General features: G+C 41.8%; 17 protein-coding genes. 3 read left to right on the forward strand and 14 right to left on the reverse strand.

The window, feature by feature from the left end:
- Positions 1 to 268: 268 nt before the first annotated feature.
- Genes csaB through B1R93_RS12575 form a run of 4 tightly spaced genes read right to left on the reverse strand, consistent with a single transcriptional unit; the run spans position 269 to position 5,619 of the window.
- Positions 269 to 1,327, reverse strand: coding sequence for a polysaccharide pyruvyl transferase CsaB (gene csaB / locus B1R93_RS12560; protein WP_088104291.1), 1,059 nt, complete (start codon positions 1,325 to 1,327; stop codon positions 269 to 271).
- Entirely contained in the window at positions 1,324 to 3,282 is a 1,959-nt protein-coding gene (locus B1R93_RS12565; protein ID WP_088104292.1) for a DUF5693 family protein, read from the reverse strand. The genes csaB and B1R93_RS12565 overlap by 4 nt, the downstream gene beginning before the upstream one ends.
- 31 nt (positions 3,283 to 3,313) lie before the next feature.
- Complete coding sequence (locus tag B1R93_RS12570; protein WP_088104293.1) at positions 3,314 to 4,885, reverse strand: putative polysaccharide biosynthesis protein; 1,572 nt, start codon at positions 4,883 to 4,885, stop codon at positions 3,314 to 3,316.
- Positions 4,882 to 5,619 (reverse strand): WecB/TagA/CpsF family glycosyltransferase, encoded by a 738-nt coding sequence (locus B1R93_RS12575; RefSeq protein WP_088104294.1) that lies wholly within the window; start codon positions 5,617 to 5,619, stop codon positions 4,882 to 4,884. The genes B1R93_RS12570 and B1R93_RS12575 overlap by 4 nt, the downstream gene beginning before the upstream one ends.
- 292 nt (positions 5,620 to 5,911) lie before the next feature.
- Between B1R93_RS12575 and secA2 the strand changes: the two genes are divergently transcribed.
- Together secA2 and B1R93_RS12585 are read left to right on the forward strand one after the other, a co-directional pair.
- The gene (gene secA2 / locus B1R93_RS12580; RefSeq protein ID WP_088104295.1) at positions 5,912 to 8,290 is read left to right on the forward strand and encodes an accessory Sec system translocase SecA2; all 2,379 of its coding nucleotides are present in this window, start codon (positions 5,912 to 5,914) and stop codon (positions 8,288 to 8,290) included.
- Positions 8,287 to 9,195 carry an accessory Sec system S-layer assembly protein gene (locus B1R93_RS12585; protein ID WP_088104296.1) on the forward strand — a complete coding sequence of 303 codons (909 nt, stop codon included), beginning with the start codon at positions 8,287 to 8,289 and terminating at the stop codon, positions 9,193 to 9,195. Before secA2 ends, B1R93_RS12585 begins: the two co-directional genes overlap by 4 nt.
- 347 nt (positions 9,196 to 9,542) lie before the next feature.
- On the opposite strand, the gene B1R93_RS12590 is transcribed toward B1R93_RS12585, so the two are convergent.
- From B1R93_RS12590 to B1R93_RS12600, 3 genes are all read right to left on the reverse strand, one after another.
- On the reverse strand, positions 9,543 to 11,288 hold the full coding sequence (locus B1R93_RS12590; RefSeq protein WP_165763804.1) for an N-acetylmuramoyl-L-alanine amidase: 1,746 nt from the start codon (positions 11,286 to 11,288) through the stop codon (positions 9,543 to 9,545).
- A gap of 136 nt (positions 11,289 to 11,424) precedes the next feature.
- The gene (locus tag B1R93_RS12595) at positions 11,425 to 13,326 is read right to left on the reverse strand and encodes an S-layer homology domain-containing protein (protein WP_088104298.1); all 1,902 of its coding nucleotides are present in this window, start codon (positions 13,324 to 13,326) and stop codon (positions 11,425 to 11,427) included.
- Positions 13,327 to 13,457: 131 nt separating this feature from the next.
- Positions 13,458 to 15,698, reverse strand: coding sequence for a phosphodiester glycosidase family protein (locus B1R93_RS12600; protein ID WP_088104299.1), 2,241 nt, complete (start codon positions 15,696 to 15,698; stop codon positions 13,458 to 13,460).
- Positions 15,699 to 15,942: 244 nt separating this feature from the next.
- Here B1R93_RS12600 and B1R93_RS12605 point away from each other — a divergent pair, with 244 nt between their 5' ends.
- A complete protein-coding gene (locus tag B1R93_RS12605; RefSeq protein WP_088104300.1) occupies positions 15,943 to 16,623 on the forward strand; it encodes an S-layer homology domain-containing protein in 681 nt (226 codons plus the stop codon).
- A 180-nt stretch (positions 16,624 to 16,803) separates the two neighbouring features.
- On the opposite strand, the gene B1R93_RS12610 is transcribed toward B1R93_RS12605, so the two are convergent.
- The 7 genes from B1R93_RS12610 to B1R93_RS12640 form a co-directional block, all read right to left on the reverse strand.
- Positions 16,804 to 20,292 (reverse strand): S8 family peptidase, encoded by a 3,489-nt coding sequence (locus tag B1R93_RS12610; protein WP_088104301.1) that lies wholly within the window; start codon positions 20,290 to 20,292, stop codon positions 16,804 to 16,806.
- A gap of 132 nt (positions 20,293 to 20,424) precedes the next feature.
- On the reverse strand, positions 20,425 to 21,123 hold the full coding sequence (locus B1R93_RS12615) for a CpsD/CapB family tyrosine-protein kinase (protein ID WP_088104302.1): 699 nt from the start codon (positions 21,121 to 21,123) through the stop codon (positions 20,425 to 20,427).
- Complete coding sequence (locus tag B1R93_RS12620) at positions 21,098 to 21,829, reverse strand: YveK family protein (RefSeq protein WP_088104303.1); 732 nt, start codon at positions 21,827 to 21,829, stop codon at positions 21,098 to 21,100. Before B1R93_RS12620 ends, B1R93_RS12615 begins: the two co-directional genes overlap by 26 nt.
- Before the next feature lie 217 nt (positions 21,830 to 22,046).
- Positions 22,047 to 24,017, reverse strand: coding sequence for an S-layer homology domain-containing protein (locus B1R93_RS12625; RefSeq protein WP_088104304.1), 1,971 nt, complete (start codon positions 24,015 to 24,017; stop codon positions 22,047 to 22,049).
- A gap of 146 nt (positions 24,018 to 24,163) precedes the next feature.
- Positions 24,164 to 24,895, reverse strand: coding sequence for a hypothetical protein (locus tag B1R93_RS12630; RefSeq protein WP_088104305.1), 732 nt, complete (start codon positions 24,893 to 24,895; stop codon positions 24,164 to 24,166).
- 41 nt (positions 24,896 to 24,936) lie between these two features.
- On the reverse strand, positions 24,937 to 25,440 hold the full coding sequence (locus B1R93_RS12635; RefSeq protein ID WP_088104306.1) for a VanZ family protein: 504 nt from the start codon (positions 25,438 to 25,440) through the stop codon (positions 24,937 to 24,939).
- A 29-nt stretch (positions 25,441 to 25,469) separates the two neighbouring features.
- Positions 25,470 to 26,012: a hypothetical protein gene (locus B1R93_RS12640; RefSeq protein WP_088104307.1), complete on the reverse strand. Its 543-nt coding sequence runs from the start codon at positions 26,010 to 26,012 to the stop codon at positions 25,470 to 25,472.
- Positions 26,013 to 26,067 lie beyond the last annotated feature (55 nt).

Below are 26,067 nucleotides of genomic sequence, written 5' to 3' on the forward strand. Positions count from 1 at the left end.
TGGATTTTTTATTTCTTTTTTTGTTTTTTCTTTTACTTTCGGTTATTTTGATCGGATGTGATTCTTCCAATCTACCACCTTTACGGATTATAGCACATCGTTGTTAACAAGAATAGCAATTTTCAAAGAAAGAGAGGCGAATCCCACAATTTCACATGGAGGACATAATTACCCCATTTCTTGCCACCATTCTTACATAAAACGCCCCGAACGAATCCTATGTTTCATCATTAAAAAAGATGTCCACATATTTGGACATCTTTTTCGATTATTTATTTAAGATTGCCAACACATTTGCGGCCGTTTGCTTTGCTTGTCGTTTTGCATCCTGAGTATAGCTCATGAGCTTCTCTTTTGCAGCGTCCATATGCTCAAGCTGACGATTTATGACCGAAACGAACTCCGCTGCTTCCCACTTCTCATTCACATGAGCGGCAACAGGCTGCTTGCAAAGCTGGGCAAACGAATCAATTTTCGGATCGTACGAAAGTGCAACAAACGGCTTATCAACAACCGCTGCGAAAATGAGGGCATGCAATCTCATGCCAATTAATAGATGACTGTCCTCAATCCAGCGTACCTTTTGATTTATCGTTCCATCATGCGGAGCAATAAATGCATGGTGCTTCATTAGCTTAACCGTTTCCTCTGATGTTGCTTCATCATGCTCCCCGTGCATCGGAATGAATAAAATTTCGTAGCCTTTTTCCACAAAAACATCAAGCCCGGCAGCTACTTCTTTTAAAAAGTTATGCTCACTTGGCCAATCTCTGACCGATACTGCAAAATAGTCACCTTCGACTAAACGACCGTTTTCCTCTTCAACCGCAATTCCTAAAACCGGGTCTGGAACGAGCTGGATTGACTTTTTCACACCAATCTTTCGCAAAAACTCAGCCGACTCCTCGTCTCTCACCGTTAAGAGTGCTGTTCCTTCTAAGGAAGCTTTCACAATACGCTGATTAAACGGACGGTCTACCGGACCAACGCCTTGAGCATAAATAAAATACGGCTTCCGAAAAAACTTCGCGATCCACATAATCGCTGAGTAATATATCACACTGCGATTTCCGGTTTTATCCTGAAGGAGACTTCCACCTCCGCTAATCACTCCATCTGCTGCTTTTATCACTTTGGCAATGTCCGAAAGCTTCCAACGATTTACTGCTTGAACACCGTATTGCTTAGCGGTTTTCTCAGGTTGATTTGATAACACTGTTAACTCAATTTTCGGATCGAGCTCACGAAATGCAGAAATAATTGAATATAAAATCGCCTCATCGCCAACATTATCAAAGCCGTAATAGCCAGAAAGTACAAGCTTCACGCCTTCCACCTCTTTTCCACTTCTGGATATACATAGTGCTCAATTAGCTTAAAAATACCGATGAACGCGAGCCCAACGAGGAAGCCAAGCAACAAGCTATATCCAGAGCGGATAATCGAGATTAATAACGGAGTATGCAAATGTGTGAACGTTCCAACAAGAGAGGCGAAACCAAGAAATCCTAAAACGAGAAACACAGGTGCTGCCTTCTTTTTCATCATCTTCATATAAAGTCCTAAAATAAAGAACGGGAAGCCAATTAAAAATTCAGAAGTCCTCGGACGCACGTAAAGAACGTTCTCAAGCCATTGTCTAAATTGCAGTTCAAATGGAAGCGTCATACCTGCGTTTCCTGTCCGGAATACGTAAAAGCCAAGCATACCAACTATTAACACCATAACCGCAAGATGCCAGTATCGAACGGGCTCTAATAAAAATGAACGAATAAATTGGGCAAAGAGTACTAAGCCACCTATAACTATTGGTAACGCTGCTAACACTTTAACACCGCGGAATTCATCGACCTTAACCACATAAACCGTTCCATAAAGCATATTCACAACAAACCAAGCGCCAATAAGGGCAATCGCCGCTGCGACGACATAAGCAACGATTAAATCACTCCAGTTGTTCACTTTTCGAACCGATAAGCCAGCATAAATGGCTGCACCAATAGCTGTCAGTAACGCTAATCCTTTTAACGCGACATCCATTCCTAAAACAACATAAAGCAGACCTAAACCGACGGCACCTAAACCTGCGAGCCAAGCGAGCTTAGGGAAAATCCGCTCCATCATTAACGTAAGTAAGGCTGCTGCCCCTAAAATCGTCAATACGAGCACGTAACTAGGCTGAGAAAATGATTGATACGGACGGGCCTCTCCTAAGCGTTCCTTTCCAAGCTCCGTTGTTAACTCATCAAGCATCTCGAGCATAAATGTTAAGCCACGTTCTGCTTCGCCAGGATGATGATACCTTTGGTTTGCTGCTGAAATGAGCGGATTAATATACATGATCCGAATATTCCGCTCTTTATAGCTGCGGATTCCTTTATCAACCTCAGTTGCATAGGAGGCCTCCGCTCCTTTTCCAAGCGTCATACTAAATAAACGAACAACATCCTCTTCTAGCTGCCCTAATTTCAGCATCGGATTCATATTCAATTGTGCGTTAAAATCAATGGATACGACTGAAAATCCTAGCTCCTTTAACGAACGGGCAAAGACCTTCATTTGCGGAATATTTCCTGAACCAACAACCTCAACCCCTGAAAAGAGAATTTTGTTGGCGCCTAATTCATTTGCTAACACATCAAGCTGCTCATATAAATAATGCTTTTCATTTTCAATATTTGAAAACTGATTCGGGAGACGAGGAATAATGTTAATCCCCGCATGATGGAACTCTTGTAATACCCCAAAATCAAAGCCAATTGGCATCGCTGCTAAACTTACTTCATAAGGTAAAAACATAAACACGTCATCACCATACGTGTAAAACGACACGCTTAATTCGCGAGACAAAACGTCCTGTTCCTTCATTAACTTATAATGATTGTTGTACGCATGCTCAATTTGCTCAACAAATTCATGATCTGGTTCAAGTACTTTTATGAATTCACCACTTTTCTCAGGAAGAACGGCATCAGATTGTGGATGCTCATGAACTATCTCTTGGCGCTTCGTTCTCTCTAATACTCCTTCTGTGACAAGGTTTGAAATCGTCACAGGTTCAAAGCTCATCGATGTTAGTCCGTGCTCCTTCAACTTAGCTATAATTTCTTCCCTCGTTAAAGTTTCATCAAGCATTCCTTCCCATTGCAAATATTGTTCATATGCCATGGCAACTTCATAAGTAGGATTGTTCTGCTCTACCTGGATTCGTTCTATAATGGAAGGAATCGATACAAGTAGTGCAAGAATGATCAACCCCCAAAGGCCTTTCTTTACCAACATGATTACATCCTTTCAGGTTTAGTTTACGGTTTTATCCATGTTGTTTCGTATGCTTTTTAATTAATTTCGACACAAGCGGTAATGACTGAAGCATACTGCGGTCCAGTCCTTTTAACACAACCACTAAAGCAAAATAAATAAGTCCACCAACACCGATAGAAAATCCGACCATCAATAATGAAGAGAGGCGAGACCATTCATTAACAAGCATAATGACAACAGGTAAATATAACACGCCCCCCATGACCGCACTTGAGCCAATAAATACAATGTGCTCACGTTGAATCAAGCGGAACGGAATTGTTCTATAAAGAACAATGACATTTAACAGCGTTACGAGCATGTAAATCACAAGCGTTGAAATCGCAGCCCCCATAATTCCATATTCGGCAACTAACAGGATATTTAAGACGATTTTTAAAGCAGAGCTTACAAGAACGATAATCGCAGCGGCTGTCTCACGATTCGCTCCTTGCAGCATTCCTGTCGTCAACACCGAAAATGCGGTAAATAACGAGCTTGCCGACATTACCGCAAGAACATCACTCCCAAGGTAATCACCGAATAACACGAAATTAAGCGGATATGTTAACACGACTAAGCCTACCGCCGCTGGCCAGGATGTTAAATGGGTAAACAGGTTTGCACGATTAATAATGTCAGACGCTTTTGTTTGATCATTGATCGCTAACGCCTTCGTAATAGCAGGAATTAACGGTAAAATTAAGGCGCTCGCAAACACGACAGCAATTTGCACTAAAGCCTGTCCTCGCCCGTAAATTCCGTACAAATCAGTCACTTCTCGCTCACTACTTCCTAAACTGACAAGCTGTCTCGGAATCGTAAACGAATCGACGACATTTAATAACGCCATCGTTAGAGCACCGAAGCAGATCGGAAGCGAAACGAGTAAAATTCGCTTTGACCATTGCTTAAACAGCGTCCAATTATAGGTGGGACGCTGTTTTGCTAAAAGCTTGCGTCGACTGAATACGGTCCTTAAGTATACGAGTGAAAAAAGCACCCCAATAATTGAGCCAATCATGACCCCACCAGCAACAATGTCGTAGCTAAACGCCTTTCTCGTAAAATAGATGGCCGCAACGACAATTAAGATAACCCGAACAAATTGCTCGATCACCTGTGATAATGCAGTAGGTACCATATCCTCAAAGCCTTGGAAAAAGCCGCGGTACACCGCCATATACGGAGCTGCAATAAGTGTAAACGATACAACGATTATCGAAGGCTTCGCGTACGTACCACCAAGTTGTGCCGAGATAAAATCAGCAAAGCCATACATTAAAGCAAAACTAACAACACCAAAGATAATCCCTAACATACTCGCTGTTCGAAAAATAATGGCTACTTCATCATGACGTCCATGCGCACGAGCTTCTGAGATCAATTTCGATATTGCAAGTGGAATCCCCGCAACCGTCACCGTTAAAATTGTCATATACACAGGGTAGACAACGCTAAAAATTCCTAACACTTCATTACCAGCAATGTTTTGTAGCGGAATTCGAAAAAAGCTTCCTAATAGCTTTGATAAAAAGGTAGCAATGGTAATCCAAAGGGCTCCTTTTAAAAATGTACTCATGAAGTCCCCTTGCGTTTTTCACGCCATACCTTTCCTGCAAAAATCGGTAAAGCTAGCATGCGGCGCCAGCGTGAAGGCTGCTTCACCAAACGATAAAACCACTCTAAGTGAATTTTTTGCCAAAAGACCGGTGCGCGCTTTACTTCGCCAGCCAACACATCAAAGCTGCCACCAATCCCCATAAACAACCCTTTTTCAAACGAATCCATCTTCTCTGCGATCCACTTCTCCTGACGCGGAAACCCTAACGCCAAAAACACCATATCTGGCTTTGCTGCTTGAATTTCATTTTCAATAGAAGGATCTTCCCAATCAAAATAACCGTGATGCGAACCAGCAATGTTTACCTGTGGAAACTGTCGCTCGATTTCTGCGATTGTTTTTTGTAGCACTTCATCCTTCGCACCAAGCAAATAAATGCTATACTGCCTTTCATTCGCAAGCGCCAATAGCTCCATAAACATATCGAAGCCAGTAACTCGCTCTGGCAGCGGCGTTCCGAGCATCGCAGCCGCTTTTACGACCCCAATACCATCAGCTGTAATATAGGTCGCCTTTTTTAAATAGCCACGGTAATCCTCATCCTCTTCTGCGTATAGAACAATTTCCGGATTTGCTGTAACCACAAACGTTTTATCCTCTTGTTCAAGATGCTTCGCTAACCGTGCCACCATTTCATTCATCGTCGTATGTAAAAAATCAACACCAAGAACGGATACACGTTGATCCGACATGGTTATCACCAACTTTAATTATTATTTTCAAGCAACATGCAACAAACAGACCGTTTGCATGTTAACCATCCTCGTAGCAAATCATATCAAAAAAAGAAACCGATGGGAATGGGATTTTATCGAAGAATTGGGTAGTTGGCAGTTTTTCCTAAATACATTTTCCGCTTCAGCCTGCATGGTCGTGTCAAAAAGGTAAAAACCTACCTTTTTTTACAAGCTCTTATAACTTATATGAAAGAAGAAACGAGACGTGTTATACTATGAGTTGATGTCATATGAAGGAGAGAACATTATGCTACGCTCATTAAAAAAACTTATCGGGGATGAGCAACAACGCAAGATTAAAAAATATCAAAAATTGGTCATAACGATAAATGAAATGGAAGCTGACCTTGAGAAGCTTTCGGACGAGCAACTTAGAGAGAAAACAACATATTTTAAAGAACAATTACAAAATGGAAAGTCTTTAGATAGTATTAAAGTTGAAGCCTTTGCCGTCGTTCGTGAGGCAGCAAAGCGGGTTATTGGTCAGCGTCACTATGATGTTCAGCTAATCGGCGGCTTTGTATTAAACGATGGCGATATTTCTGAAATGCCAACAGGAGAAGGTAAAACACTTGTTGCATCCTTACCTAGTTATTTACGTGCCCTTGAAGGAAAAGGGGTTCACGTCATTACGGTTAATGAGTACTTAGCAAGACGTGACCGTGAATTAATCGGTCCCGTTCATGAGTTTCTTGGCTTAACAGTTGGACTAAACGTCCCGCAAATGGACCAAGAAACAAAAAAGGCAGCCTATGCCGCGGATATTACGTATGGCGTTGGGAATGAATTTGGCTTCGATTATTTACGTGACAATATGGTCTACAGTGCTTCTGGTCGCGTACAGCGTCCGTATCACTTTGCGATTATTGATGAAATCGATAGCGTCTTAATTGACGAAGCGAAAACACCTTTAATTATTGCCTCAAAAACACAAGTCAATGCAAACCTTTACTATATTTGTGCAAGAGTTGTAAAAAGCTTTAAGGAAAAAACCGACTATTTATATGATCCTTTATTAAAAGCAGTAAGCTTAACAGACGATGGCATTACGAAAATCGAGCGAGCCTTTGGCATTGATAATCTATATGATCTTGAGCATCAAACGCTTTATCATTTTATGATTCAAGCATTACGTGCTCGTGTCATGTTTAAACGCGATGTTGATTATATCGTGAAAGAAGGCGAAGTTCATCTTGTTGATATGTTCACTGGCCGTGTAATGGAGGGCCGATCATTTAGCGAAGGCTTACATCAAGCGTTAGAAGCGAAGGAAGGCCTTGAACTAACAGAGGAAAACAAAACGCAGGCTTCGATTACGATTCAAAACTATTTCCGAATGTACCCAACCCTATCAGGGATGACTGGGACTGCCAAAACTGAAGAACGTGAATTTCAAATGCTGTACGGGATTGATGTTGTTCAAGTTCCAACAAACAAACCACGTATTCGGATTGACCGTGAAGACAAAGTATTCTCGACAACCGAAGATAAGTACCGTGCTGTTGCTAAAGAGGTGCAAAGACGCACAGAAACAGGACAGCCTGTGTTAATCGGAACAACATCGATTATCCAATCAGAAATGATGGCTGCCTATCTTGATGAATTGAACATTCGCTACGAGCTGTTAAATGCAAAAAGTGAGGAAAAAGAGGTTCAACTTATTTCACAAGCAGGTCAACGCAACCAAGTAACGATTGCGACAAACATGGCTGGACGTGGAACGGACATTTCCCTTGGAGAAGGCGTTGAAGATCTCGGCGGGTTATGTGTTATCGGAACAGAGCGTCATGAAAGCCGCCGAATTGATAATCAGCTGCGGGGCCGTTCTGGTCGACAAGGTGACCCTGGTGAAACTCAATTTTACATTTCCATTCAGGATGACATGATTCAGCGCTTCGGCTCAGAGGATATTGAAAAATTTGAACACGAACAAAAGCTAACAACCAATGAGGACGGGCTTATTCAAAACAAAGCGATCCACCCGCTCATTGATCGAATTCAAAGTCAATGTGAGGATCACAACTATGCTGCCCGTGAATACACATTAAAGCTAGATGATATTAGCAACGAACAGCGCGGTGTTATTTACAAATTAAGAAATAACATTCTTGACGGTGATGATAGCCTGCGCCATATCATCCCAATGGTCGAAGCAACGATTGATGACTATATTAGCAGCTACTTTACGGACGATCTTTTACCCGAGGATTGGAACATCGAAGAATTTTCAGAGCAAATCCAGCAAATCCTTCCTACGTTCAAGCCGTTTGAGAAACGACCTGAAGACGTAAGGGAAATAAAAGAGCACGTTAGTCAATTCGTTGAAAGCTATAAAGCTACCATCGATTCATTAAAGGAAAACGAAGGCATCGAAGCCTCAGGAAAGCAATTTTTATTATTGAACATCGATCACCACTGGCAACAACATCTTGAAGAAATGGGACGTTTAAAGGAAGGCATCGGGTTACGCGGCTACAGCCAAGAGGATCCCATGCGGATATACAGCCGCGAAGGCTTTGAGCTCTTTTCGATGATGTATAAATCATTGCAGCGTTCCATTAGTATCCAATTCGCCCGACACGCAAGCCGGTTGATCGAAGAATTGAAGGAGGACGTAAGCGAATGATTCCATTTTTTAATAAAAATAAAGACAATAAACCAAAACTAGAAGGCCAAGAAAGCGCCGTCTCTTCAGAAGACCTATTAAATGAAGTTGGTTCTGATGATGACGAGTCTGTTCAAACAGATCTCTCGATTCATCCGGATTGGAATATTGCGAAAGAGGATCAATATGCGTTTCAATTTCTAAATATGGAATGCCCTCCTCTTAAGCCAAGCCAGCTATCATTAGCAGGCATTAGCTTAATGCAGGATGGAGAACATCAATATCGTGTGACAGCGTTTATCCGTAATAGCTTAGACAAAACAATTGAACTCGGTGAAATGAATCTAGTACTCATGGATGAAAATGAAAAAATCCTTGGTCGAAAGCTTTTTAACCTAAAAGAGGTTGGTGAGCTTCCACCAAGAAGCAGCCGCCCATGGTATTTCACTTTTTCAGCGAAGGATTTATTCACAACCGAACTACCAACAACCGGCTGGACACTTGCCTTTCTAATAGAAGAAAAAAACACAGACACGACACACCGACTTGATTTGGCACCAGCTTGGAAGCAATCTTTAAACAAAGCAAGCAAACAACAGCTCGAGAAAATTGTTGCTGACTTAGAGCCACCAAAAGAAGGGGAAGTCAACCTCATGGGGCTTCAAGCAAAGCAAACCGAGGAAGGTGAGCTTCACGTAACAATGCTCATCCGTAACGGCAGTGACCAAAACGTCAACCTTGAACAGCTTCCGCTTCATGTTGAGGATGCAACTGGTGAACTTGTAGCTCAAGGCAGCTTCAAGCTCGAAGACTTTGTTGTTAAGGCCAATACAACAAAGCCTTGGACGTTTATCTATCCAAAGTCACTCGTTCAAAAACAACAACCTGATTTATCAAAATGGAAAGCCTTCACTCCAAACGCATAGCGAGCAAAGCCACCTCCCTTCGCAGGCAGGTGGCTTTTTTGTGGAAAAATAAACCGATGTGGATGAAATCGGTGGGTATGTGAGTAAAATTGAAGCCGTATTTTACTTTTAATAGATTTTCATTGTGGATAGGAGACGATTCTATGGATAACCGTTGTATATGTGCATAATCTTTTTCTTTTTTGTGGATTGACGTTTTGTTTTCGAGCTCTTTTTTACTAAATTCTGTGGATAAGCTGTTGATTAGCGAAAAGCGAATTCGCCCCTGAATCCGATGCTCCCGCACTTTAACCCTTACGTATAAAAGGCGCCCCGACTCGCAGGACGCCTTTACTTAATCTAGTATTCTACTTATTAAAATACTGCTCTAATCCCTCATACACGGCTTCGGCTGATTTTTTTCTAAACTCATCGGTTTTCATCAGCTCTGCGTCGCTTGAATTCGTCACGAAGCCTAACTCAAGAAGGACGCTTGGAATTTTCGTTTGTTTAATAACCTGAAAATTTCCCTGCTTCACGCCGCGGTCAGTTGTGTGAAGCTTTTCGATCAGCTTTTTATGAATTGCTTGAGCGAGTCCTTCACTACCTTCTGCTGCATATGTGCTATTCCAATACGTTTCTGTTCCGTTTGCTGTTTTTGATTCCGCTGCATTGGCATGGACACTTATAAAAACATCAGCATTGGAATCATTTGCGACTTTTACACGATCACCTAAGGATGGATAAACATCCGTATCACGAGTCATAATGACGTGCACACCAGCCTCGCGTAGTTTTTTCTCAAGACGAAGACTTACATCTAAGGCGATATCGCTCTCGTGTAAATCATTTGCGACTGCACCAGGATCCTTGCCACCATGGCCTGGGTCAATGACGATTTTCTTACCGGATAGTATATTTCCTTTTATCACCGGGGTAACCGTAATAATTAATTCCCCTTCCGTGTCAGAAACAGAGGCTTGAAAGTCATTTGAGACTGTAAAGCTCAAGGTTTTGCCTTTCTCATTTTCACTAACAGTTACATTTGATAACCCCGTAATACGTTCCTTCGGCTTGGTAAGTTCGTGTGCCTCTGTCTGAATTGTCATGTTGTTCTCAAATTTTTCTTCTGAAGTCTTAATAAAACCTCCAAGTTTTCCATACGTAATCGTCGTTGATTGCCCAGTTGTTGATACAACAGGCTGAGTCATGAGACGGTATGGCGATTTACCATCTTTTGCTAAGTCTAGATAAAAGGCATGAACATACGCATCTCGGCCTTCATATTTAATTCTTGCCCAGCGCTCGCTAAAATCAGTGATTTCAACAGGAGTGCCTTTCGTTAATTTTCCTAAAGAGTTAAAATCTCGGCTTGGACCTGAGCGAACATTTAACGTATCCGCTCGGGCGATAACACCAGTAAGTGCGCCTGGAGTCGTCGTTGAATCGGAAACAGGCTTCTGTCTCGTAATCGAGATTTCCTTCGTTTGTTGATTCCATTTTACATCCGCACCAAAGGTTTCTGAGAAAAAGCGTAACGGAATAACCGTGCTATGTTCGAATAAACGGGGTGACGGACGAACTTGAATAATATCTGCATTCACCTTTGTATCTTCAGAGTTTAAAGTAAATAAGACTTCTTTCCCTTGGTCGGTAGCGCGAACCTGTTTCTTTGCTTGATTCCATTCAACCTTAATCCCTAAAGCTTCACCAATTGCTCTAAACGGAACTAACGTGCTGTTATCGACCATAGGTATTTTTGAAATGGGGTACGTTAATGGTTCACCATTAATAAAAATCTTGATGTCCGCTGAAGTGGAAGGCTTTGTTGGATTCGTAGAGGTTGACTTTAGCTGTATGTAATCACTATGCACATACCCTTTGCGGCCTTGGTAATCGATTTCATACCAAATTCCTTTAGTTGCTTGAATTTGAACAGTAGCGCCTTGTTTCAATGACCCAATTCGTTCACTTTCAATAGAATCGGACGCCCGAACAGTAAGAGATGTCGCCTTGACAACCCCTTGCTTCGCATTGGCATGAGCAACCCCGCCGACTGTAACGATGAGGCAGATAACCAAAAAGAGCGAACTCACTAGTTTCATCGCTTTCATACTTAGCATCTCTCCTTTCCCTCACATGTCAATTTCATTATGAAAATTACCTAGACATCCCCCTAGTGGTGGGATTTGGATCGAAAAATGAGTAAGAAGGAGGAGGTAGTTGCTGTACTACCTCCTATGCTTCTAGTTATTTAACAAATTGAACTTCACGAACGTAATCGCCATGAACGTACGCAAATTCATGATCCTTATGATCCGATAAAATCTTGTACCATGTTCCATCTGCTTGTTTTGTTTCCTCAACAATAACAACATAGTAACCTGAACCAGGATAACGATATTGTGGTGCTAGTTTCGTGTTTGGCTGTGGACGGGCATTCAAGGATTCCGTCGTTCTTGCCACCTTGTAAACACCATGATCCTTTTTCCCTAAAAAGGCATCCGCTCGATACATATGACCAGCAATCTTCTGACCCCATAACGGATCAGAGGCATAGTTAATATTCATACCATGGCTCTTATTTCCTAATACTGCTCCACGGTACTGAGCACCCTCAGGCGTTAAGTAACGCTCATTCATTGAGCGAGCAACTCCCATAATCGAATCTTCAAAACTCTCATAATTATAGGCGTTGCCAAGTGGATCACTATCATACGCACGGTAGCCAAATAGATTTTTACGTTGAATCGCAATTTCACTTAACCCATAACTACTTTCGTGAATGGCTTTTGCAAAAAGGTAAAGCGCATTGATGCCATATGTTTCTTGAGCTTTAATGAATACATGACCGAGCTCTCGTAACGGGCTTTCATCCTTGACGACTTTTCCATTGATTTTGGTTTCTACTGATAAAATATAACGGTTTAAATCGTCTGCCGTATAGTTCGTCTTTGAACGCAATGGAAGATAATTAAAATATTGAAAGGCTTGTCCGACATTTTGGCCCGATGCATTCTTAAAATCACGACCATTTAAGCTGTAATATTTTTGTCCAGGCTGCATAAAGGTTGGCGCATAACCATACAAATATGTACCTGAAGTGTTTTTCAATGGGTCAAACACACGATGAACAAGAACTCCATTTGAATTTTCATAATGTGATTTCCCTTGCATTAAAGGCGTTGGGATTAATAGTGCATCCTGTTGGCGAATATAGCCTGTTTGGTCAGCGTAACGAACATGAACCCAGTTTTCATCAGAGCTTATGTATTCTAGCTCCGTACCAGGTGCAACATACGTTTGCTGCGTTGTTTTATTTTCCGCTCGGATGGTAACGGTATATTGTCCAACTGGAGGATTAGCCGCTACCATACCATCCTTCATTTTTAATAGCTTTAATCCCTGGTAGATTAATTGATTTGAGCCTTGATTCGCAGCAGCTTCTGCATATGTCATATAGTAGTTTGGTTGATACGAAACCGACCCATTTTGAGATACAGAGGCCACACGATAAAGCTCTGTCGTTTCGCCGCCTGTGGAAATAACATGAAGCATTCTTTCTATGAATGCCGCTGCATGGGCACGGGTTGCATCATTTCTTGGTCCGAAATTAACTTTGCCACCACCAAGCGGAATCCCGCGAATAATCCCAAAATAGACATTATGAGCAACCGCTAAGCGAAAGCTTGGATTAATCAAATCTAAATCATTAAAGTTTAAAGCAACAGAAGTTCGGGTAATTCCTTTATACGTGAGGGCACGATCTATCATGACTGCCATTTCTTGTCTCGAAATCTGTGCTTCCGGTTTGTAAACATTACCTGGATACCCACCAACGATACCTGCACTCACCGCTCGACTAATATCGTAAAAATGCGGATGAGTCTCTGGAACGTCATCAAAGCTTGAAGACCCTCCTGGTAAATTAAGCGCACGCCCTAAGAATGTTGCAAACTGCGCACGTGTAACAGAATCATCAGGGCCATAACGACCTGGGCCGTAGCCTCGCAGAATCCCTTTTTCTATCGCTGATCTCATTTCTGTTTCAAGGCTGTGTCCAGTCAAATCATCACTTTGAGCAAACGCACTTGAATGATAGGATGGGAAAATTGTGCCTAAGATGATTAAGATAATAAGCAAACTTCTCACAAAAATACCCCTTTCGTTTCCAGTCAGCAATTTTAGATAAAACCGCTGGGAAACATTAAAAATGATGTCGAAATTTCTGAAGTACTTTTATTCTATCAAAGGTCCTTCCCCCCGACTAGGAGGAAATTATGTCATTGTTGACGTGCGCGGTCTAAAAAGGCAGAAAACTCCGCACGCGTCGTCACCTTATTCAAACCATACGTCCCATCAGGTAGCCCGTTAGCAAGCTGATTACTCTTTAACGCATCGATTGCCTTAAATGCCCAATGTGATGGCTTTACATCAGGAAATGGATTATCAGTAGAGCCTGTTAAACGATAGGCTCGCTGTAAAATTACTGCCATCTCTGCACGCGTCAGCTTCTCTTGTGGAGAAAACGTATCACTTGTTTTACCAGTCATAATCCCAGCCTTTTCAACTGCAACGATTGCGTCATAGTAGAATGAGTCTTGCTTAACATCCTTGAGCGCTGTCTTCTGCCCATTTGCCGATAAATTCAAAGCTCGAGCAATCATAATCGCTGTTTGTTCACGGGTAATCGAATCATTTGGCTTAAACGTTCCATCATTAAACCCACTAATTACATTCAAATCATTTAAATTGAGAATCGACTCATAACCCCAGAAGCTAGCCTTTACATCCGAAAAGCGTTGAACCTGATAGCTCTGTTGATAGATTGCTTCAATTTGGTCAAAGTAAACCTGACCTTTTCCTTGCTTTGAAGCAACTGACTGAGCAATGTAAACTTGTTCTAGCTTAATTGGTGTTGGGAGATTACTAGGAAGCTTTGCTCTGACGTATTTCCAGCCAGTCCAATTAAATGCGTGCTCTTGTGTAAAATTAATCGTATGCCGTTGACCCGAACCGTCCATAATCGTTCCGCGTAACCAATGTTCACGTCCATCACCAAATGCCCAAAGGCCAAGCTCCTGTGGCATTCCTAGAATTTCCCGCGCTGGACTTGCCTTTAAATAAGCAGCAGCCGTGCCAGTTTCACCCTTCGTATAATCATAAGTAAGCTTAAGAGCTCCCTCTCCTAAACGAGCCGTCCCCTTTGATTCTGAAAGCGAAACCTCTGCCCGTGCAGCAGTTGCCTGCCAGCCAGTCATTCGATCAAGTGAGGAAATCATTAGCATTGGGTCGTTGATTTCTAGCTTTTTCGGCTTTTCCGTCGAAATGACTTGCAGCGTTGTGGGAACTCCACGTTCGACCCCATCGGATGGTCGATTTATGAGCGTAGCATTTTGATAATATGGCAAACGGGCGACCATCGTCGTTGAGCCGCCACCATCTAAATTAATTGCATTGTGAACGCCTAACGAAATTAAATAGTTTGCAAAGTCCTGTAACGTTGCCCCGTTGCTATATCCTGATTGTCTGCCATCCAACGTAACAAGATACACGCGTGAGCCATCCTTTGACACCCCAATCGCTGTACGCGGATGAGCCGTCGTTGCAAACGAGCTTGTTAGATTCATAGAAATCGACTGGGCACCATTACGCACAAGTGTCGGCCCTGTCGCAAGCATAAACTGGGCATCCTTCCATTCATTATTAATCGAGGCTTGAACCGAAATCGATTCTCCCTCTTTTACGGATAAAAACTGATCAGAGAGCGTTTTCCCTTGAATAGAGAGAACAAAGCCGTTCTCCGGTATCGTTGAATTACCTGCTTGTCCTAATCTCGTCACCTTTGTAACAGTACCTGTTAGCTGTGAACCGAACTTAAATGAATCAGAGCCACTTTCTGCAACGACGACAATTTCAGTTCCCCATTGATTCGTATTTGTTGTTGTACGGTTCTCAGAAGGTGTATAAAGAACAATTTTATCCGTTTCTCTCGTACTATTAACTGAATCAACATTATACGTGGCCCCGTTATGTGTAAAAGAGATAACCGGATTCACATCTGCTACAACCGGCTGACCATCTCGGTTTAGTCCAAACGCTGCTTTATGAAACACAGGACCATCTGCATCCTTAGAGGTCACACCAAAATGTAAAATCTCATTGTTGCGTACAATCATGTTCATCGGCACAAACCCGCCATTAATGGCACCGACGACATAATGATTATCATACGTATTCGCGAATGCCTGGGCGGTCGTAGTCTGTAGCCTTCCTAAAGGAGTCGGATGATAGAGCTCAAGTGATACACTTGGCTTCGAATAGGCAACATCAAGCACTTGAATGGCCCGCTGTGTTGTCCCATTTTGATATGTCTCTTGTATGAGTGACACACCGTCAGCGATTTCCTCCTTTTGTGAACTTAGCTTTGAACCAAAACCACTGTACCCTAACGCCTGTAATGGCGATGACAACAACAAAACCCCAACCAACAATAACGTCGTGACAAATCTATTTTTTTTCAACCATATTCACTCCACCTGTTATTCTCTAAGATTGCGATTCTTTTTTTCACTTATTCTTTTATAATTCTACAAGATCACCTACCAGTTGAAAAGGAATAATGGAAAAGATTATCATAATATGTTGGAATTCGTACTTTATACTTAGATTGTGGGAAATCTAGCTAAAATACTATCGTTATCAAGGAGATTGTATTATAGTTACTAGTAGAGTAATTTGCTATTTTTTACATAATAGGAGGGTGTTATGACGTTAAGAAAAAGAATGACATATGCAGCAGCTGTTAGTATGGCAGCCTTGCTTCTGTCGACTCCCGCTTTTGCAGAAACAGAGGAAACTGAAGCAATGGAAGAGGATATCGTGGAGGAGAACTTAGAAGAGGAGCCTCTCGTCCGCGATGAGTTTCAAGATGTTTCACCTGACTACTTTGCATATGGTGCGATTTATTATTTATTCGATTTAGGAATTATTAAAGGAAAGACCGGGCAAACTTTCGAACCGAATAGCAAGCTAACCCGTGCCGAAGCCGCTCATTTAATAAGCAGCACATTAGGCTTAAAAGCTTCTAGCACATATGAATTAAAAGCAAAGGATGTCTCGAAGAAAAGCTGGGCCTATGATTCTCTACGTGCTGTCGAAGAGCAAGGCTTGATGATCGGAAATGAAGGCAACATCCGCCCAGCAGATTCAATTACCCGGGCAGAAGTGAGTGTTCTGTTGCACCGGGCCTTCTCATACGCACAGCCGACTCGCTTCTATTCGTTCGAAGATGTTAAACGTTCTTCGTGGGCATACGATTCTGTAAATATTTTAGCTGCAAACGGCATCACCACTGAGGCTGGCGGTTTATTTCGACCAAAAGCTTTAACAACACGAGGTGAATTTTCATTATTTCTAGCCCGTTCACTTAGTGATGAATTTAAATAATCAATAATTCGAACCCTTCATTTGAAATGAGGGGTTTTTTTGTGAGCAGAATGCGTTGTTTTTTTAATTTCTTCGGTGATTTTTCACCTATTCCGGTGAATTGCCTGCGGTCAATCCATAGACTGGCGAACCCACGATTAAAAAGACCTGCTCCTACACAGGAACAGGTCTTCCTCAAGCTTATTTCGTTACTTGCACTTTATACGGATGAAGGCTTGTGTTTCCATTACTATCTTGAATATCTACTGTGTACGTTCCCTTTTTCAGCTTCACGGTCATGTGCTCACCATCACCGCTACCGTAATGATCGACCCTTTGTATAGCCTCACCTTCGCTATTGCGAATCGTTACAACACCGTCTAAATCTGATGGAAGGGAAAGCTGAACCGTGTATTCCCCTGCTTCCTTTACAACAAGGCGATGGCTGTTGGTCACTTTCTTACTAGAAGAGGCAACTGGTAAGAATCCGGTTGTCTCCCACATCCCCGTTCCAGATTGGATAAAGCCGCGTGGTTCATCACGGTCTGGATCAATCGTCGAGACATCAAGACGATATGGGGCAAATGACGTTGGCCCTGTTAGAAACGGCTCATTTGCAACGACAATAAAGTAGCCGGCACCTTTTTTCGCGCGGAACGAGCCACGTAATTCAGTCTCGGTTAGCTCCATTGGCATGTGAATCGACACGTTCGACTCCTCTTTCTCTGAAAGCTCGCGATCTCCATCCGTGTCCTCAACAATTAACAACAGTGGAACCGTCTGAGCAAAGAGCTCTTCTGGCAATCCTTGCTTTTGACGATTCGTAGCCTGAAGACTTTCGTAGTGAAATCCAATGAGCTCGTCCTGCTTTGCTGGTTCAACATAGTAAAAGTCTGAACTGCCTGTCATGGCTAGATTCCCGTTAATCGCATAGCTTGGAACTGGCTTCGCATTGTTAAAGCTATCGTTTTTCCAATAGGAATCTTCTGGGTTAGCTTTTACGGACGATAACTCCAATTCATATTCATCCAATGAAGGCTGTCCGTATCCTACTTGATTTGAGGTTAAAAAGATGTACGTTTCCCCTTCCTCAAGACCTAAATATAATTCAGTTTTGTTTACGTTAGAATCATAATACGAATAACCACCACTGAAAGTAATCGGTTGTAATGCTTGCTCTTCGGTTTCCTCATCGATTTCAACTTTGAATACATCAACAAATGGATTCAAGGTAGCTGTTGTATTCCAGTCAAGATGATAGATACCATTCACCTCTGGCGTGAAGTGAAAAACATCCTGGTCCCCTGTATATTGAAATCCTGCTCTGAATGGCTCATCTAGCTCCAATGGCTGGCTAGCAAAAATGATTTCCTCTGCTAAAAACGGATCAACATAAAAACCAGCCCCACCTAGTAACATATCTAAAATTAATTGTTGATGCTCTCTTCCTGCTTCACGATAATCTTCAAAAATATCTTCAACTGCTACATCTTCATCAGCTGGCATATCAACATCAGAATACATCGGGAATCCGTCCTCATCCTTTGAAGGAACCGCCCCTTTTACAGATAATGTGTAAGGGATATGCGATGATTTTGGTTGAACCTCTTCCATTTCCTCAAAATAAAGCATATAGGGATCAAACCAAATATCCTCAGCCGTAGTCAGCTCAATGAGATACTCTGTTTCCGGCATCGTTTCGAACACAAAGGTTTTTGGTACCCCGATTGCTGTTGAGTAATCACTAAACATCGGCATCGCCCCAAAGCCATCATCCTCATAATCGAACGAAAAATCAGCTGGTATATCTGCATATCCATGAGCATGTTCATCTGCTAAATACACATGAATGCCAACATTTATCCCTGGCAAAGCAGACACATCGACCTGAACGCTCTCTCCTTCTTTAGATGTATACCTGAAATAATCGCTATCCCCGCTTTCTCCAGCTAGATAGAGGTTTTCGTCAAGTTCATCTGCTGTTGAAAAAGGAAGCTCCTCGATTTCAACGGGTTGATTCTTTGTAATTGAATCTTCTTTATAATCCTGCTCCTTTGACAGATTTAAAGTAAACGTATGCTTTCCATCCTCGCGGTAATGCTCATTTGGATCCTTTACTGTTACCTTAATACTGCCTGCTTCTTCAACTCTCATTAAATACCCTTCCGCTCTTCCTATCGATGCGTCATTTACAAGAACAGGGTCATCTTGGCCATTTTCATTTTCAAACTGCAGCTCAAACATAAGATCATATGAAGGAGTTCCTGTCAGTTCAAACTGAACGAAATCTCCCGCTTCAACAACAACTTCGTATTGAAATGCTTCGCCTACCTTAGTAAACGCGTCAGCTGCCTTCGCTTCCTGCTCGTCATTCCAAGAAAGTTTTTTTGAAGTTGTTTCCTGCGTAAACTCCGGTAATTTTTTTACATCATACTCTAACGCTTTAACAGGATCGACCATGCCGTACCCCGAGGTTAAATCATAATGACCTGCATTGGATGCGGTCTGCTGAATGATGTATTTCACTTCATATGGTGTTAAATTCGGGTGCTTTGATAAAAGCAATGAAGCAACACCCGCGACGATAGGACTCGACATCGACGTACCGGATAACTTATCAAATGTCGCATGCTTATCAACTGAAAATAGCGGAGCATAAACACTATCACCAGGTGCTACAACGTCAATTGTCGGTCCATAATTCGAGAAAAAGGCCCGTTCATCTTTTTCATTCGTTGCCCCTACACTAATCACACCAGGATAGGCGGCCGGATAAGACGTTATCGACGCTGAGGCATCATTTCCTGCTGCTGCAACAATGACAATTCCTGCTTCAATCGCTTTCTGTACAGCATGCTCAATAATATCGGAAGGGCTGTAGGAGCCTAGACTCAAATTGATGATATCTACGTCCTGCTCTACTGCTTGTAAAATTCCTTCTGCGATATCGTAATCAAACACAAACATGTCGCGATTAAACACATCGATAGAAACAATCCTTGCTTCTGGATTCACCCCGTAACCACCAATGCCGTTCCCCTTTTCCCCGGCAATAATCCCGGCAACATGAGTACCATGCGCATCAGCTAATGGGCGCTTAAGTGGGTCACGTGAATTAACCTCTGTCTTAATTTGATTTTTCAACTCTGGATGATGACGATTCACTCCAGTATCAACAACACCAACTGTGACTTCATGGTCACCAGCAAGCTGCAACGCCTTTTCAATGTTTAACACATCCAAATGATACATAGCAGAAACCTTTGGATCGGCTGTTGCATACAGCTCAAACGGCACACTTGCCTGAACCGATTTGACTTCCTTCATCGCTGCATAGTTTTTTGCCACATCCTTTATTGAGGTATCCTCATGGATCGTGACAACATCATAGCCTAATTCGGCAATTCGCTTCTTTAAGACCGTTCCAGCTTGTTGATGAGCTTTCGCTGAAATCGGAGAAGAATAACGAACCACAAGGGTATCTTCACTCGACATTCGCTTCTCCTGTCCCAACACATTTGCAGAAAGTCGATCGTCTTCTTGCAAATCAAGCTTATCAAGAATTCGACTTTCTGCTTCTTTCCGAACCTCTTCGGAATCTAGCATCGCAAAACCTGTTTGCATAAACGTAGAACCAATCAATAGAATACTAAGTACAAAAATCATGACTTTCGTTATGTAGACTCTCACAAAATACCTCCTTCATTAAATACCAACAATCCCATTATAAAGGAAAAAATATGAAATTAATAGAGGTGGGTCTGACTACGATAAAAAAGGCCTAGTAGCATCATGCGCACGCTACTAGGCAAGTCAGTCTATCTATTTTTCTGTCGTTCCATAGTAATAGTAGTAATTGTCATTCGTTTTTTCTTTGCTATTTAACACAGCACCGACGATTTTTGCTTTTGCTTGTGAGAGCAGCTCCTTTGCCTTTACAGCACCTTGGCGATCGGTTTTGCCACTGCTAACCACGAGAACCGACCCATCACAGAGATTGGCAAGAATCTGTGCATCGGCCACCGCTAATACGGGTGGCGTATCAAAGAGGACATAATCATAGTGTCCAAGAAGTTCAGCAACAAACTCTTCCATCGCTCGAGAGCTTAATAGCTCTGACGGATTCGGTGGAATGGGTCCACTCGTAATCACATCAAGCTCAGGAACTAACGTCTTCTTAATTGCATCTTCAAGCTTAGCCTGACCCGTAAGGACATTTGTTAAGCCTACTCGATTTTCTACACGAAACGTATATTGAACAGTTGGCTTACGCATATCAGCATCAACTAAAACAACAGAATAGCCTTGCTGAGCTAGAACAACGGCTAGATTGGCAACCGTCGTAGATTTCCCTTCCGCAGGACCACTCGATGTTAACACAATACTTTTTATCGCATCAGCTGAAAACTGAAGGTTCGTACGAAGGGTACGATATTGCTCAGAAATCGGTGACTTTGGACTATGGTGGGTAATCAGATTACGAGTATTCCCTATATTAGCTTGCCGACTTTGTTTGGCCATTGCTGTCACGTCCTTTACCTAAATCACTGTCATCCATTTTTGAAATACTACCGATAACTGGAAGCTCAAGAAGCTTCTCAATATCCTCTTCAGTTCGAATTGTTTGGTCAAGATACTCAAGTAAAAATGCTAAACCAACAGCACCCATTAATCCAACGACAAACGCAATGGCCATATTCAGAATCGGGTTTGGCTTAATTGGACTAGGATTTTCCGGTAGCTCTGCATGCGATAACACTACAACATTGTCGACTCGTAGCAAATTCGAGATTTCTCGCTGAAAGACCGCAGCTGTCGTATTTGCAATATTTGTAGCAAGAGCAGGGTTAGCATCTTCTACACGAATCGTTACGACTTGAGATTGACCTTCCTGAGTAACATTAAGTTGATTATTTAATTCATTGGGAGTCTTCTTCAACTCTAGCTCGCTAATGACTTGGTCCAAAATATATGGACTTTTCAAGATAACATTGTAGGTTTGAATGTACTTAGAATCGACATCAAAACCGACCGATTGTAGGGCAGATGCCGCACCTGCCGCCTGCTGACTTACTAGAATTTGTGTCGATGCTTGATAGATTGGAGTAAGAAGGAAAAAACTAACCGCTCCACTCGCACCAACAGCAACTATACTTATTAAGACAATCATGACGATTCTCTTTTTTAACGTATCAACTATTTCTCGTAAGCTAATTGTTTCTTCCATGTATTTAGATCCCCCATGATGGCTGATTTCTATGTTTCATAGGAAGTATACCACATTTTTTTGACAAATTGTGACCGAATCATCGTAAGTTCGTGTTTCTCGCAACGTAATATCTTCCAATCTTTTTACAAATTGTACCACGTTAAAAATATAAGGTATTCACCAAAAAAAAAGGGCAAGCTCTAGCAAATAGAGCTTGCACCAGAAGCCTTACAAATTATAGAAGGTCACCCTTCTTAAGGAGGCGTTGAATCATCGCCGCAACTTCAGCACGTTGAGTATCGCCCTTTGCATCAAATGATCCGTTTGCACGTCCCTCAATGATACCAGCTTGAACTGCTTCTTCAACAGCATCAGTTGCCCAGTTCGCAATCGCTGACTTATCAGAGAATTGATTTAATGATTTAGAAGAATCAAGCGCGCCTTCACGAAGCTCAAATAGCTCAAGAGCACGAGATACGATCGTTGCTGCTTCTTCACGAGTAATTGGTGCATTCGGAGCAAATGTTCCATTTTGACGACCAACAATCAATCCAGCTTCAACAGCAGGAAGAAGAGCACTCACATACCACTCGCTACCTTGAACATCATTGAATTGGTTCGTATAAGCACCAGCTTCAGGTAAGCTTAAGCTACGAGTTAGCATAGCCGCGAATTCTGCACGAGTTGTTACACGCCTAGGCTTCACTTCACCATCTTGGAAGCCTTCAATTACGTCACGGATTGAAAGATCGTTAATTGCATCCTTAGACCAGTGATTTCCTAAGTCAGGGAACACAACCGGCTCGCGCTCAACAACCACATAGTTACTAAAGTTAAAAGTACCAAACGTTACAACTTTCTCTTCAGCCTTTGTTGGAACAGCAACAGGCTCACCATCAACGTTGTATACAACTAGGTTTTTCACGTTCGTTACATTATTGACAGGGATAGAACGGAATACGTAGCTATTAAATGCTTTTACTTCTTCAGACTTGTCACCAGCGTGAACAACGAAAGAGAAGTCAACAATGTCAGAACGAACCTTCAAGCCTTTAGGACTAGCTTCTATACGCTTAGTTGCTGCTGCAGCTTCTTCAGTTGATGCAGAAGCAACGGAAACTTCAACCTCAAACTCTTCACCTTCAGCAAGATCAAGCAATTCACCTAGCTTAGAAGCTGTTAATTCTTTAGCAGAAATACTAACACTACCCTTCGCTACGTCAATATCAACGATAAGGTTATCGTTCGCTGCATTTACTAAAGCTTCCAAAGCTGCCTGTGGAAACTTTAATGAAGAGCTATCTTGAATATTAAAGTTAACACGGTCAGCATTAGCATTATCTGCAATAATTAGTCCTAACTGTCCGCCGTTAACAGTACCGTCGCTAATTGCGCTAGTAGCGTCTGCAGATACACCAGGACGAGTAGGTACAGCTACTTCTGTATCAGGAGCGATTCCACCGCCAACACTACCACTATCAAGTGCTTTGCTAACTGCCTCAATAAAAGCTGCTCTTAGCTCTGATTTTTGAGTTTCAGATAAGCCAACTGCTGTATCTAGTCGTGACTTCATATCAAATAACTCATTAAACGTTAACCCAGTATGAGTCTTAATATTATTTTCAAGAGTAGTATATTTAGAACTGCTTTCTACTACTTGATTAATATTATCTTCCATAAATTTAGAGCTGTCGAAATTCGCCTTACTTAATTCACTTAGTAACTCGGTTATGCTCTTTGACTTCATATGAGCTTCAAACGCTAGGAAGAAATCAAGGAAATCATCAACTGTTACAGTGCCTTCAAAAATCGTATGAAACTCATCGCTATAATCGCTTCTAAAAGTTGTAACAGCCGAGTTTAAAGCCGTCTTCTCTGTTGAATATACAATTTCTGCAACCTTTGTTGCAATTTCACTAGCTTTACCAGTTGTCGTTTTCCCATCAATTGTATCTTCTAAGTCACCTAATACGTTAGACCAGTTTACATCTCCTAATTCACCTTTTAATGAATTAATTGTGTTCTTATGCGTTACATCCATTTGATCATAAATAGAGACTAACTTGTTTACAAAAGAATCAACAGTCACCTCTGACGCCTCAACCACACTTCCCCCAACAGGAACAGTTGCTGCTACTGGTGTAACAACTAATGCTGTTGCGATCATTAGGTTTACAAATTTCTTGCTAAATGGGTACTTTACCAAATCTCTCCACCTCTTTTAATTAGTTTACACTACTAAACTACTAGTATTATGTAATATTCCGACGCTACCATAATACTTTAATATTAAAAGATTAGCAATAAATTTACAATTAAAATCGCCAAATTTACCAAATTTTCTACGTATCCTTACAATCCAGATGCGCTTATTTCGAGCTCCTGTCTTTTTTCTACTTTTCGTTTCTCATACGTGCTCTTAAATTCAACTAACTCATCACCAGAATGGCCATTGTCCCTTAGGTCTTTTTGCAGTTTTTGATATTGTTCGGCAAATTCAGCATCAGATTGAGCTAATAGTTGACTGGCTCTATTACGGTACTTATTTGCATCAATATTCTCTTTGCCATTTTTGATAAAATCACGAATCGCTTCATCAATCAATTGATCAATTTTTACATTTTGCCTAAACTCCATTTGTTGAAATGAATTGGCATATTCATTACGAATTTGTGAAACACTTTTCGTTGATTGCTTTGAATCTGCGTCTCTATCTAAAGAACGTTGGTTGTTTTCCTTTACTCCTCCGTCATTTGTGTTAGGAGAAGTTGAAGATTTACTACTCAAACCATTTGCGGCTGAATTCTCTTCAGTTTCATTTAGGTCTTCGCTGCTAGCAGCATATACGCGGTTCCTATTTTCTAGTTCTTCATTCTCTATACGTTCTGCCGAATCTTCTTCAACAGCATCGCTTTCCTCACCTTGTTCTACCCCATCAGTCGCCACTGAGTCATCATAAGTCTCGTTCTTATCAGCTGATGTTTGTCGGCTTGTCTCCTCCACACGCTGCTGAAAAGAAATACTTCCAATGACAAGTAAAAGCACGAGCGTGACACATCCACCTATCAACCAGCCTTTCTTCATTCTCCACTCTCCTCTTTTATATCATTCTACAATATTTTACATTAGCGCTTCATGCTTCGTCTAGATAAGATCCGTACTTTAATACGGTACAAAATGTGGTAAAAAGCGATCCCAATAATGCCGCCGACTGAATCAAGAATCACATCCTCAATTAACCCTGTTCGTTCTGGATTAAGCGAGTGACGATACTCATCACTCATCGCAAATAGAACGACAAATAGAAATGCGAGCAGCACTTGATAGAATAGACGGATCGAGGTAGCACGAAGAAGTCGACTTGCGAGAAACCCTAGTGTTGCATAGACGACCACATGGGCTCCTTTCCGAATAAAAAATTCAATAAAACCAGCCGTCCCCTTTGTCTCAATGCTGATCAACGACTGAGAATAGGTAAATTCGACCCAACTAAAGAGCCTCTCAACCCAAGACAAATCCCAGCTCGTAAGCATAGGCCGTAAGTCTTGCTGGCTATAAGGCTGAGACGATGCAAACACAATAATCCCTATCCAAGCAATGAATAAACAAGCAGTTACAACAACCTTCATTTTCTTCCCCAAATCATCACCTACATTTTCTAATTCGCCTTTCTTCCACCAAAACTCTGTTCCATCATCATTAACTCATAAAGAAATAAATGCGTCATTTGCTCTACTCGCAATTCAATCTCTAATTCAAACTCAAACGCCTCATCACGGTAGTAGCCGGCTTCTTCCATTCTGTCTTGCAGGCCTACATATTCAACCCAAAACCAATCTCTCAGCTCCTCCTCAGCCTCAAGTGCCTTAGCTTGGTACGTACTAACTAGCTGATAGCTCGTCATATCACCAGGTAACACCCGTTTTACATACTCTTCGCGTGCGGCAAGAAGGAGCTCTCCCATCGTTTCCTCATATTCCACTAAAGCCTCCTGAAATGCTGGTATGAACGCTTCCTTTAGTTCAATTAACGTCGTTTCTCGAGGTGTTGCTTCATGATATTCCCACTGCTTTGGATGGTTTCTTTGAAATTCCCTTGCCTCTTTTGTCGTTTCTGCAAGCTGCTTATGCCAATACCATTGCCCACTTCCAATGACAACGAGGAAAGCAGCAAAGACTAACATCATTATTCTATTTCTCATAGTTGATTGGGCTCCTACACATCTATTCAACCTCTAATCATACAGGAAAAGGAAG

The sequence above is a fragment of the Halalkalibacter urbisdiaboli genome (assembly GCF_002156385.1).
In the GTDB taxonomy this organism is placed as follows: domain Bacteria; phylum Bacillota; class Bacilli; order Bacillales; family Bacillaceae_D; genus Halalkalibacter_A; species Halalkalibacter_A urbisdiaboli.

Bases quoted from the DNA above. Each gene is read 5' to 3' on its own strand.
- B1R93_RS12565 (WP_088104292.1), bottom strand. From the start codon at position 3,282: ATGTTGGTAAAGAAAGGCCTTTGGGGGTTGATCATTCTTGCACTACTT.
- B1R93_RS12570 (WP_088104293.1), bottom strand. From the start codon at position 4,885: ATGAGTACATTTTTAAAAGGAGCCCTTTGGATTACCATTGCTACCTTT.
- B1R93_RS12575 (WP_088104294.1), bottom strand. From the start codon at position 5,619: ATGTCGGATCAACGTGTATCCGTTCTTGGTGTTGATTTTTTACATACG.
- secA2 (WP_088104295.1), top strand. From the start codon at position 5,912: ATGCTACGCTCATTAAAAAAACTTATCGGGGATGAGCAACAACGCAAG.
- B1R93_RS12585 (WP_088104296.1), top strand. From the start codon at position 8,287: ATGATTCCATTTTTTAATAAAAATAAAGACAATAAACCAAAACTAGAA.
- B1R93_RS12590 (WP_165763804.1), bottom strand. From the start codon at position 11,288: ATGAAAGCGATGAAACTAGTGAGTTCGCTCTTTTTGGTTATCTGCCTC.
- B1R93_RS12605 (WP_088104300.1), top strand. From the start codon at position 15,943: ATGACGTTAAGAAAAAGAATGACATATGCAGCAGCTGTTAGTATGGCA.
- B1R93_RS12615 (WP_088104302.1), bottom strand. From the start codon at position 21,123: ATGGCCAAACAAAGTCGGCAAGCTAATATAGGGAATACTCGTAATCTG.
- B1R93_RS12620 (WP_088104303.1), bottom strand. From the start codon at position 21,829: ATGGAAGAAACAATTAGCTTACGAGAAATAGTTGATACGTTAAAAAAG.
- B1R93_RS12630 (WP_088104305.1), bottom strand. From the start codon at position 24,895: ATGAAGAAAGGCTGGTTGATAGGTGGATGTGTCACGCTCGTGCTTTTA.
- B1R93_RS12635 (WP_088104306.1), bottom strand. From the start codon at position 25,440: ATGAAGGTTGTTGTAACTGCTTGTTTATTCATTGCTTGGATAGGGATT.
- B1R93_RS12640 (WP_088104307.1), bottom strand. From the start codon at position 26,012: ATGAGAAATAGAATAATGATGTTAGTCTTTGCTGCTTTCCTCGTTGTC.